Below are 10,803 nucleotides of genomic sequence, written 5' to 3' on the forward strand. Positions count from 1 at the left end.
TATGAAGTTCGCACGTTACGGAGAGCGCGGTGCAGAAAAGCCCGCACTGGTCGATGCCAATGGCAATCTGCGCGACCTTTCGGCCCATGTCGATGATATCGCGGGTGACATTCTGACCCGCCTTGATGATCTGAAATCAATCGATCCGGAAAGCCTGCCGCTTGTCGAAGGCAATCCGCGTCTTGGTGCCTGTGTCGGTCAGACTGGCAAATTCATCTGCATCGGTTTGAACTATGCCGATCACGCCGCAGAATCCGGTATGGAAGTCCCGCCGGAGCCGGTGATTTTTGCCAAATATACCTCGGCAATTTGTGGTCCGAATGATCCGATCATTATTCCGCGCGGCTCGGAAAAGACCGACTGGGAAGTCGAACTTGGTTTCGTTATTGGCAAAAAAGCCAAATACGTGTCCGAAGCCGATGCACTTGATCATGTTGCCGGTTTCTGTCTGATCAATGACGTTTCCGAGCGTGCCTATCAGATCGAACGTGCCGGCCAGTGGTCCAAAGGCAAATCATCAGACAATTTCGGCCCGACCGGTCCGTGGCTTGTGACCCCCGACGAGGTTGGCGATTTTGACAATCTTGGCATGTGGCTTGATGTGAACGGCGAACGGGTTCAGGACGGTTCGACCGCGACCATGGTTTATCGTGTGCCGCACCTGATTTCCTATTTGTCTCAGTTCTTTACCCTGCATCCGGGTGACATCATTTCGACGGGTACGCCCCCGGGTGTCGGTCTTGGTTTCAACCCGCCGCGTTACCTTAAGGCCGGTGATGTGGTCGAACTGGGCATTGATGGTCTGGGCACCCAGCGTCAGGTCTGTGTGAACGACGACTGATCCAATTGTATGACAAATAAAAAGCGCGGCATTGTGATGATGCCGCGCTTTTTTTTGTTTCGTGGGTTTTGCCTTACCAGCCGGTTTCAAGCAACCCGTTCGCATCACCAAGTTCCGGTGCGGCACGGGATGATGACGGGCGCACACCATCAATACGCAGCGGCAATTTGGTGGTTTTCATTGCAACATCGCCGCGTTCGATATTCTGAACCATATCAAGTGTCTGCAAGACGCCGCTTGCAACCACGCCGTCCCAATCCATCACCGGGGCCGCCCAGATATCATTGGCAACGAAATCATCCATCCAGCTTGCGCTGGTTCTGGTTTTAAGCTGTGCGGCAAGACCGGCCTTGATTTCATCGCGCTGTTTGAAGGCGTCCAGTCCGGCGATTTCAGGCGCAAGGCCGGTGATCGTTGCCAGAAGGTCAAGCTTGCCCATCGCAATGGCGATATGCCCGTCAGCAGTTTCATAAACTCCGTACGGTGCTGCCAGATAGGCATGGGCCGGATTGTTTTTTGACCGTTCCGGGGTGCGGTTGCCGTCGTTAAACCAGGTGGTCAGCAATTCAAACTGCAGATCGGCCAGAACTTCGATCAAAGATGTCTCGACATAGCCGCCGATATTTTGCGTCGCCTTGCGATACAAAAGGGCCAGAACCCCGTGTGCCAGGGCCGATCCGGCCAGCACATCGGCAATTGGAAGGCCCATGGCAACCGGGCCATGGTCACGACCACCGGACAACCACATGACCCCTGATCGTGCCTGTGCCAGCAAATCCTGCCCCGGAAGGTCCACCCACGGGCCATCCGATCCATAACCGGTTACGGTGCCATACACGACCGCGGGATTGATTTTTTTAACCGCGTCATAGCCAAAGCCAAGACGTTCCATCACGCCGGGACGGAAGTTCTGCAAGATGACGTCGGCATCACGGACCAGTTGGGTCAGGCGGGCCTTGTCATCATCGGATTTAAGGTCCACCGCAACCGAACGCTTGTTGCGATTGATCGCGTGAAAGATCGTGCTTTCACCGGCAATCCTGGTGTCGGTCAGATACAGATAACGTGACAGATCGCCAAGGCCGGATCGTTCGACCTTGACCACATCCGCGCCAAGGTCCGCCAGTTTCAGCGCGCAATAGGGGCCGGCAAGAAACTGCGAGAAATCAAGAACCTTAAGTCCCTTAAGCGGCAGCATGTCATTCATGGTCAAAGCTTTCGTCAAAACGTGTCTCAAGGGCCAAAAGGGCCGATTTAGGATCGGTTTTTCCGGTCAGCGCATCGAGAAGGATGTGCGATGCGTCTTCCTGAAACGCCATATAGCCGTCATGGCGCGGGCGCAGCCAAGCGGCTTCATGGGTCATGCGGGTATTGCTGTAACAGGACCCGACCGGCGCATTGACCGCCGGATCCCCCCAGGCAACCGCATTGCCCGGTTGACCGTTATGGGTGGCATAAAGGCCGCGCTGGATATCGGCCGACGCAACCCAAAGGGCGAATTCAACGCAAAGATCGGGATGTTTGGTTTGTGATGACACCGCAATCCCGGTGCCACCAAGGGCGGAGCCAAGCGGGCCGGACGCGCCAAGCGACGGCATATCGTGGAAAGCAATGCGATTGGCCCGATAATTGACCCGTGCGTAGGGCGCGTACAAATAGACATACGGGCACAGGGCAAATGTATTGTCCTCACACAGGGCATCAAGTGCGGCAATCGGATCCATTGTCAGGCAGGCAGGATCGACAAGATCAGCAAGCGTTGCCATCGCCCCGATCACATCAAGGGCGGCGGCGTGATTGATTGCCGTGCCACGGGTTACCGGAAAAGGCGCGCCGGAATTTGCCAGCAAGCTGAAGAATGACATCAGAACATGGGGGGGCAGAAGCGGCCATACGACCCGGCCGTCTTTGGCCAGCGCAATCACATCGGAAAATGTTTTGACGGGGGCAGAAACAAGGTCCGGGCGGATGGCCTGCACCTGGCAGGCGGCATCAACCGGCAAGGCCCATTGATGACCGTCATAGGCATAGCTTTGATAGCTTTTGCCCACGGTTTCGGCAAACAGACGTTCAAGCGCAGTTTTTTCGGCAAACCTGTCGATCGGCAACAGGCAGTTTTTTTCAACAACAGCCCCGACATGGGGATGGTCGATGATGATCAGGTCATAGGTTTCTGCCAGTTCTTCGACCGGTGTGCTTTCAAACCCCTGAAGCGATCGTTTGTCCCAGACAATATCCGCATCGGGATGCCGGTCGCGGAATGTTTGGCTGGCCGCGACAAGCGGGTCATATCCCCGCGGATCGGACCAGGTCATGCCCCTGATTTTCTTGTGTTCAGTCATTCTTGCATTTCCTCCTTGCCGCAGTTTAATGCTGAACATTTATAAATGAAAGAATGTTTTATATTTGATATTATGATTTGCGCATCACGGGGTCAGTTGCCACAATGAGGCTGGCCCGCATATACTCCGCCGACCGAAATCAACCGGTTTTTATCCGCCTGCGAGGACATATGAACGGCAAGACCGACGACCAGATTGATCAGGAAAAATACCGTGCCCCGGCATTGTCAAAGGGGCTCGATATCCTTGAACTGCTTGCCTCTGAAGTGGACGGATTGTCGCAAATCGCCATTGCCAAGCAGCTGAACCGCAACACATCGGAAATCTTCCGGATGCTGATGGTGTTGTGTCAGCGCGGCTATATCGAACAGCGCGAAGAAGACGACCGTTATCAACTGACGACCAAGATGTTTGAAGTTGCACACCGCCATCCGCCGATCCGTCGTCTGACTTCGATCGCGGGCGATGCGATGCAGCGTCTTGCAAATGAAGTGAACCAGTCGATGCATCTGGCGATCATTCATTCGGGCAAGGTGCTTGTGATTGCGCAGGTCGATTGTCAGGACAACAACATCACCGCTGTTCGCCTGGGTGCGCAGATCAATATTTTTGACACGGCATCGGGTCGGGTGCTGGCGGCGTGGATGGATCAGGATGGGCTTGATAATCTGATGAAGGATGTCGGGACCGAACCGGCAGACAAGTATCAGGCATTTCTTGATGACCTGCCCAAGGTCAAGGAAGCGGGATATTGTGAATCACAGTCTTTGACCATTGCGGGGGTCTTGAACCTTTCGGCGCCGATCTTTGATTTTTCGGGCAAGGTCGTGGCGGCATTGACCGTACCGTTTATCCAGCGCCTGTCGGGAACGTCGGTGGCATCGGTCGAAGAATGCCGTGAACGTCTGATCGCAGTGACAAAGGATATTTCCCGCCGTCTTGGTGCCGGCGCACATAGCTGATTGCGCCGAACGTCAACAGGCACCCGAGAATATCGCTGTGGTGCCTGTTCCTATTCCTAGGTGTTGTCGCTGGTGTGCTTGCGCAATTTGCGATGCAGGAAATCGATGAAAATGCGCACCTTGGCAGACAGGTTGTGACGTTCCGGATACACGGCATAAATATCGGCATCGACATGGGCATATTGCGGCAGCACGAGCTGCAGGCGGCCTGCCTTGACGTGGCGGGCGATATCCCATTCGGACCGCAACATGATGCCAAGCCCGTCCATCACCCAGCCCAGTGCAATTTCACCATCATTGCTGCTGAGTGTGCCATGCACCTTGACCGTTTCGGAATGCTGACCACGCTGTAATTTCCAGACATCATAAACATCATTGTCCTGACGCAGGATGATGCAATTGTGATTGATCAGGTCCGAAAGACTGCGCGGCATGCCGTGCTTTTCGATATAGGACGGGGCCGCACATAAAAACCGCCTGTTGGCGAGCAGCTTGCGCGCTGTGATGCGCGAATTGGGCAATCCCCCGAACCGGATACCAAGATCAATGCCTTCTTCGACCATGTTCATCGGTGCATCGGTCAAAAGAAGCTGGACCTCGACCTCGGGATAAAGGTGGGAAAATTCCGAAATCACCGGGGCCACATATTCGCGCCCGAACCCGAATGTTGCATTGATGCGCAAGAGCCCGCTTGGGGTTTCGCTGGCATGGGAAACCCGTTCTTCGAGTTCTTCGATTTCACGCATGATCTGGATTGCGCTTTGGTAATAGGCCTCGCCTTCGCTGGTCATGCTGATCCGGCGGGTGGTCCGGTTCAATAAACGCACCCCAAGTCGATCTTCAAGTTTGGCCAGCCGTTTGCTGACTGCAGGCGGCGACAGGTTCAGCTCCTGGGCGGCTGCACTCAGGCTGCCCTTGCGGACCAGAAGAACGAAAAATCCGAGATCACTGTCTGATGACATTCTTAACCTGTGCGACACAATGAAATGAATAATCAGAAATTATAATGAATAACTAAAAAATCTACACTGCAAGAGTCATTCGGGCAAATGATTCAAGCCAAATACGCGTGTCCTACTGCGCCACAAAAGCCCGCAATGACATCAGGGAAACAGCTGGTGACGGGGCCGGGTGTGCTTTGCCGTCCCTTCGTGACCAGCCGGTGCCAACAAAGTTGGTGCTGTTCATTCTACGGGAGGAATACCAATGCGTAAGCTCGCAATCGCGGCAGCCATGGCTGCAACCCTGGTTTCAACACAGGCATTTGCCGAATATCCGGAAAAGACGATCAACTACATCATTCCGTTCAACGCGGGTGGCGAGTCTGATGTTTCCGCACGTTTCCAGCAGCCCTATCTGGAAGAACTGGCTGGCCAGTCCTTTGTGATCCAGTACATGGCGGGTGCCGGCGGTGCACAGGCCTGGTCACAGCTTAACGGCATGGAAGGTGACGGCTATACGATCATGGGCATCAACCTGCCCCATACGATCCTTCAGCCGATGGAAAAGGACGTTGGGTACGAAACCAAGGACCTTACCTATATCAACTTCTTCCATTACACCCCGAACGCCCTCTTCGTTCCAAAGGACAGTGAATTCCAGTCGCTTGGCGAACTTGTGGAATATGCAAAAGCCAATCCGGGCCTTGTCACTCTGAGCGGTTCGGGATCGAATTCGGCCAACCATCTGGGTCAGGTTCAGTTTGATGAACTGGCCGGTATCACGACCACCTATGTCCCGTTCAGCGGCACCGGTCCGGCGGTTACCGCGATCCTTGGCAGCCAGACCACCGGTGGTTTCAACTATGTCACGTCCGGTGTGAATAATGGTGATGGCATGCGTATGCTTGCTGTTGCGTCCGAACAGCGCGTCAAGGCATTCCCGGATGTTCCGACCTTCAAGGAACTGGGTTACAACATTGTCGGTGGTGCATTCCGTGGTGTTGCCGTTCCAAGCTCAACCCCGGAACCGATCCGCGAAAAGATTTCGCAGCTGATCACCGATGTGAACAACAACCCGGAATTCCAGAAAAAAATGGAAGATGCGGGCTTTGTTCTGACCGACATTTCCTATGACTTCATCAATGACTTTGTCGCGGCCAAATCCGAAGAATACCGCGAAATCGCAGAAAAACTGGGCATTGCCAACCGGTAAGTGCCCGGTCTGAAACATTTGAAACTGCGACAATAAAAAGATTGGGATTGGAAAGGTCCATCGTCATGGAGCTCTTGGGTTATCTTGTGAATGCCTTGACGCCACTAAACATTCTTATGGCACTTGGTGGCGTCATTCTGGGCACTGTAATCGGTGCTTTGCCGGGACTCTCGGCAACCATGGCGGTGGCCGTTCTGGTCCCGTTTACCTTTACCATGGATCCGGCGACCGGTTTGATTGCACTGGGTGCGATCTATACCGGCGCCATTTATGGCGGTGCCTTTGCCGCCATTCTGGTCAACACACCGGGAACCCCGTCGGCGATCGCCACGACCTTTGACGGTTTCCCGATGGCCAAACGTGGTGATGGCAGTCTTGCAGTAACACTGGCGACGCTTGCTTCTGTTGTAGGCGGGCTCGTCGGGGGTGTGTTCCTGTTGCTGCTGTCACCACCGCTGGCCAAGGTGGCACTTGCCTTTGGCCCGCCGGAATATTTCTGGTTGGCGATTTTCGGACTGACTTTGATTTCGGCCCTGTCGGTTGGCAATACCATCAAGGGATTGCTGGGCGGCTGTATTGGTCTGATGCTGGCGATGGTGGGCGTTGCCGTGGTGGGCGGTGATATCCGCTTTACGATGGGCACCCATATGTTGCTGGGCGGGTTTGATATCGTATCGGCACTGATCGGACTTTATTGCATCCCGGTTCTGATTGATCTGGTTGCAACGCCTGACCCGCATTTGAAGGTAGAGCAAGGCAACCGCGGCATTCGCTTGCGCGAAGCATTCGGCATCGCCTGGGAAAGCAAATTCAACGTTCTGCGCAGCTCGATCATCGGGACTGTGATCGGTGTTTTGCCTGGTGCGGGTGGATCGATTGCCGGACTGGTTTCCTATTCCGAAGCACGCCGGTCATCGAAAAAGCCCGAAACATTCGGCAATGGCGCCCCCGATGGCATTATCGCAACGGAATCTGCCAATAACGCAACAGTTGGTGGCGGTTTCATCCCGACCCTTGTTCTGGGTATTCCCGGTACGCCACCCGATGCGGTCATTCTTGGCGCGTTGCTGGTACAGGGGATCAAGATTGGTCCGACACTGTTTTCCCAGCAGGGCGATATTGTTTACACCTTTATCTTTGGTCTTTTGATTGCAACGGCCCTGATGTTGCCGGCCGGTTTGCTGATCGGGCGCTATGCCTATAAGTCGATTGCATCAATCCCCAAGACCCTTCTTGTTCCGACCATTGCCTTTTTGACCGTTGTCGGCAGCTTTGCCATCCACAGCAACCTGCATGATGTGCAGATGATGCTGGCGCTTGGCGTGATTGGCTGGCTTTTGAATCGGTGCGGTTTTGCGCCGTCGCCGATTGTGCTCGGTCTGGTGCTCGGTCAGATCGCCGAACAGGGATTTGTGCAGTCCTATCTGATCGGCAATGCGACCCATAATCTTGTCGGTATGTTCTTTGGGCGTCCGATCAGTCTGGCGATTGTCGCCCTTGCCGCCTTTACCCTGCTTTATCCGCTTGTCTTTTCCAAGCGCAAGGAAAACGCCAAGAAGCGCGCGCTTGATGCGGCACGCAGCTATGCCGACAGTCAGGGATCAACCACCGTGGGTGACGTCGAACCAGTTGCAAAAAGCGGCTTTGCACCCCTGGCAGGATTGAAAAAACAGCTGGCAAAACCACGTGATCATGCGGGCATGTTCCTGTCTGTATTGCTGATTGGTGTGGCTGTCTGGGCATTTGCGGAAACATCTGCCATGACCCCGATGGGGTCGGTCTTCCCCAGCACGATTTCGGTGGCGATCATTGTCATGTCACTGATGCTTCTGGGGCTCAATATTTTGCGTAAACCGGCAGGTCCGGAGCAAGGGGGCGTTGCTGACAACAGTTCAAACGCACGCCGGGTTGCTTTGGTCATTGCCATGATTGTCTGGGTGGCGGTGATCCCGATGGTCGGCTTTGGCATTGCTGCCATTCTGGCCTTCCTGATTTTGGGACGCGTTGCCTGTTACGAGCATATGTCGGCCAAGCGCATCCTTGGCGAAGCGGTCGGCGGGCTTGTGATTGTCGGGGGGCTTTATCTTCTGATGGCCGAAGTGCTGCTGATCAGAATGCCAACCGGCGCGCTTTTCTAGGACACGCGTCAAACCCGTATAAAATTAATCTGCAAACTGAAGAGACTTGTGATGAAGAACTATCGTATTGCTGCCATTCCGGGTGACGGAATTGGTAAAGAGGTTGTTGCGGCCGGTGTAGAAGTACTTGATGTCCTGGCAAAGCGGGATGGTGGCTTCACCATGAGCTTCGACAGCTTTGACTGGGGATCGGATTACTACAAAAAACACGGCATCATGATGCCGGCCGATGGTCGCGATCAGATCAAGGATCATGATGCGATCTATTTCGGTGCCGTGGGTGCGCCCGATGTTCCCGATCATGTGACCCTTTGGGGGTTGCGTCTTGCGATTTGTCAGCCGTTTGATCAATACGCCAATGTGCGCCCGACACGTATTTTGCCGGGTATTGAAAGCCCGCTTCGCAATGTCAAACAGGGCGAACTTGACTGGGTGATCGTGCGCGAAAACTCCGAAGGCGAATATGCCGGGCAGGGCGGTCGATCGCATGTCGGTCTTCCCGAAGAAGTCGCAACCGAAGTTTCGATTTTTACCCGTGCCGGTGTCACGCGCATCATGCGGTTTGCCTTTGACCTTGCCCGGTCACGCCCGCGCAAGAAACTGACCGTGGTCACCAAAAGCAACGCCCAGCGCAACGGCATGGTGATGTGGGATGAAATCGCCAAGGAAGTGGCGGCCGAATATCCGGATGTCGAATGGGACAAAATGCTGGTTGATGCAATGACCATGCGCATGACCCTGCGTCCGGAAACCATTGATACCATCGTTGCCACCAACCTGCATGCAGACATTTTGTCTGATCTTGCCGCTGCCCTTGCCGGATCGCTTGGCATTGCACCGACGGCCAACCTTAATCCCGAACGCAATTTCCCGTCGATGTTCGAACCGATCCATGGGTCCGCGTTTGATATTACGGGCAAAGGCATCGCCAACCCGGTCGCAACATTCTGGAGTGCGGTGATGATGCTCGATCATCTGGGGGAAAAGGCGGCATCGGATCGTTTGATGCGTGCGGTGGAACGCGTTACCGCTGATCCGTCCCTGCACACGCCCGATCTGGGTGGCAAAGCCACCACCCGTCAGGTGACCGATGCCGTGATTGCGGCAATCCATGGCGATAACGTCTGATCGTGGGGCAGGCAGATGACAGGGGATGACATGATGTCTGGCATTGGCGATAGCACGGCGATCAAAAGGTTCCTGACGGAGCTTTTTGAAACGGCTGTGCGTGCTGCTGATCCAGATATCTGCGTGCCAGCGCATCTGCCTGCGCCGCCAGACGGACGCACGATTGTGATCGGTGCGGGCAAGGCATCGGCAAAGATGGCGCGCGCACTCGAACACCACTGGTCCGGGCCGGTATCGGGATGCGTGGTTACAAGATATGGCCACGCGGTGCCAACCCGGCATATCGAAATCATCGAAGCATCCCACCCGGTCCCCGATGCCGCGGGACTGGCGGCAACACGGAAGATCACAGAACTTGTGCGTGATCTGCGCGCGGATGATCTGGTCATTTGTCTGATATCGGGCGGGGGATCGGCGTTACTGGTTGATCCGGTTGCGCCGCTGGATCTTGCCGGGTTGCGCGACATCAATCGTGCCCTGTTGAAATCCGGTGCGGCAATTGACGAGATGAATTGTGTGCGCAGGCATATTTCAAACGTCAAAGGCGGTCGTCTGGCCGCGATGTGCCATCCGGCACGTGTTGTGACCCTGGCGATTTCCGATGTGCCGGGGGACAGTCTTCTGGATGTGGCATCCGGGCCAACTGTTGCTGATCCGACAAGCTGTACGGACGCGCTGGCGATTATTGACCGCTATGACATCGCACTTCCCGATGCAGTGCGGGCCATGCTTGAAAATGGCGAAACCGAAAGCATCAAGCATGACGATCCGCGCATTGCAAAATGTGAGGCCGTTCTGATTGCAACACCGCAAATGGCGCTGGAAGCTGCCGCGCGAAAGGCGCGTGATATGGGAATTGCCGCCCATATCCTTGGCGATGCGATCGAAGGTGAAGCATCTGACGTCGGAACGGTCTTGTCGGGTATCGCACGTCAGATCGTGCTGCGCGGGCAGCCGTTTGCACGCCCTTGTCTGTTATTGTCCGGTGGCGAAACAACCGTCACGGTAAAGGGCAACGGGCGCGGCGGGCGCAATGTGGAATTCCTGCTGGGGTTGGCGGTTGCGCTTAATGGTTTGTCCGGGGTCTATGCGATTGCCGGGGATACAGATGGTGTTGACGGGCTCGAAGAAATTGCCGGTGGCCTGATCACACCCGATACCTATAGAGGATTGCACTTATAATCCGTCAAACTTGCACTTATCGCGCTTTTCCGGCTCAAATTAAGTGATTTTATCAC

The 10,803-nt window shown here is 55.0% G+C and carries 9 protein-coding genes; 6 read left to right on the top strand and 3 right to left on the bottom strand.

From position 1 onward, the window contains the following. Position 1: 1 nt before the first annotated feature. Positions 2-841, top strand: coding sequence for a fumarylacetoacetate hydrolase family protein (locus WA429_RS04680; RefSeq protein ID WP_068519449.1), 840 nt, complete (start codon positions 2-4; stop codon positions 839-841). 73 nt (positions 842-914) lie between these two features. On the opposite strand, the gene WA429_RS04685 is transcribed toward WA429_RS04680, so the two are convergent. Beyond that, positions 915-2,048: a CaiB/BaiF CoA transferase family protein gene (locus WA429_RS04685; RefSeq protein ID WP_287466167.1), complete on the bottom strand. Its 1,134-nt coding sequence runs from the start codon at positions 2,046-2,048 to the stop codon at positions 915-917. After that, positions 2,041-3,183: an ABC transporter substrate-binding protein gene (locus WA429_RS04690; RefSeq protein ID WP_287466168.1), complete on the bottom strand. Its 1,143-nt coding sequence runs from the start codon at positions 3,181-3,183 to the stop codon at positions 2,041-2,043. Before WA429_RS04690 ends, WA429_RS04685 begins: the two co-directional genes overlap by 8 nt. 170 nt (positions 3,184-3,353) lie before the next feature. Here WA429_RS04690 and WA429_RS04695 point away from each other — a divergent pair, with 170 nt between their 5' ends. Next, positions 3,354-4,145, top strand: coding sequence for an IclR family transcriptional regulator (locus WA429_RS04695; RefSeq protein ID WP_068519451.1), 792 nt, complete (start codon positions 3,354-3,356; stop codon positions 4,143-4,145). A 56-nt stretch (positions 4,146-4,201) separates the two neighbouring features. Here WA429_RS04695 and WA429_RS04700 read toward each other — a convergent pair whose 3' ends face one another. Beyond that, positions 4,202-5,107: a LysR family transcriptional regulator gene (locus tag WA429_RS04700; RefSeq protein ID WP_101245664.1), complete on the bottom strand. Its 906-nt coding sequence runs from the start codon at positions 5,105-5,107 to the stop codon at positions 4,202-4,204. Between the two features lie 244 nt (positions 5,108-5,351). Between WA429_RS04700 and WA429_RS04705 the strand changes: the two genes are divergently transcribed. The 4 genes from WA429_RS04705 (at position 5,352) to WA429_RS04720 (ending at position 10,747) form a co-directional block, all read left to right on the top strand. Continuing rightward, positions 5,352-6,299 carry a tripartite tricarboxylate transporter substrate binding protein gene (locus WA429_RS04705; protein ID WP_101245665.1) on the top strand — a complete coding sequence of 316 codons (948 nt, stop codon included), beginning with the start codon at positions 5,352-5,354 and terminating at the stop codon, positions 6,297-6,299. A gap of 65 nt (positions 6,300-6,364) precedes the next feature. Then, positions 6,365-8,437: a tripartite tricarboxylate transporter permease gene (locus WA429_RS04710; protein WP_206926944.1), complete on the top strand. Its 2,073-nt coding sequence runs from the start codon at positions 6,365-6,367 to the stop codon at positions 8,435-8,437. Between the two features lie 51 nt (positions 8,438-8,488). Then, positions 8,489-9,565 carry a tartrate dehydrogenase gene (locus tag WA429_RS04715; protein ID WP_068519455.1) on the top strand — a complete coding sequence of 359 codons (1,077 nt, stop codon included), beginning with the start codon at positions 8,489-8,491 and terminating at the stop codon, positions 9,563-9,565. A gap of 30 nt (positions 9,566-9,595) precedes the next feature. Further along, positions 9,596-10,747 carry a glycerate kinase type-2 family protein gene (locus WA429_RS04720; RefSeq protein WP_336107177.1) on the top strand — a complete coding sequence of 384 codons (1,152 nt, stop codon included), beginning with the start codon at positions 9,596-9,598 and terminating at the stop codon, positions 10,745-10,747. Positions 10,748-10,803: the final 56 nt, after the last annotated feature.

Origin of the sequence: Thalassospira sp. CH_XMU1420-2, from assembly GCF_037029325.1 — a bacterium.
Classification (GTDB): Bacteria; Pseudomonadota; Alphaproteobacteria; order Rhodospirillales; family Thalassospiraceae; genus Thalassospira; species Thalassospira povalilytica.

What these genes read in the sequence shown, in the direction of transcription:
- WA429_RS04710 (WP_206926944.1), top strand. Translation starts at nt 6,365, where the DNA reads ATGGAGCTCTTGGGTTATCTTGTGAATGCCTTGACGCCACTAAACATT.
- WA429_RS04705 (WP_101245665.1), top strand. Translation starts at nt 5,352, where the DNA reads ATGCGTAAGCTCGCAATCGCGGCAGCCATGGCTGCAACCCTGGTTTCA.
- WA429_RS04720 (WP_336107177.1), top strand. Translation starts at nt 9,596, where the DNA reads ATGATGTCTGGCATTGGCGATAGCACGGCGATCAAAAGGTTCCTGACG.
- WA429_RS04695 (WP_068519451.1), top strand. Translation starts at nt 3,354, where the DNA reads ATGAACGGCAAGACCGACGACCAGATTGATCAGGAAAAATACCGTGCC.
- WA429_RS04685 (WP_287466167.1), bottom strand. Translation starts at nt 2,048, where the DNA reads ATGAATGACATGCTGCCGCTTAAGGGACTTAAGGTTCTTGATTTCTCG.
- WA429_RS04715 (WP_068519455.1), top strand. Translation starts at nt 8,489, where the DNA reads ATGAAGAACTATCGTATTGCTGCCATTCCGGGTGACGGAATTGGTAAA.
- WA429_RS04680 (WP_068519449.1), top strand. Translation starts at nt 2, where the DNA reads ATGAAGTTCGCACGTTACGGAGAGCGCGGTGCAGAAAAGCCCGCACTG.
- WA429_RS04690 (WP_287466168.1), bottom strand. Translation starts at nt 3,183, where the DNA reads ATGACTGAACACAAGAAAATCAGGGGCATGACCTGGTCCGATCCGCGG.
- WA429_RS04700 (WP_101245664.1), bottom strand. Translation starts at nt 5,107, where the DNA reads ATGTCATCAGACAGTGATCTCGGATTTTTCGTTCTTCTGGTCCGCAAG.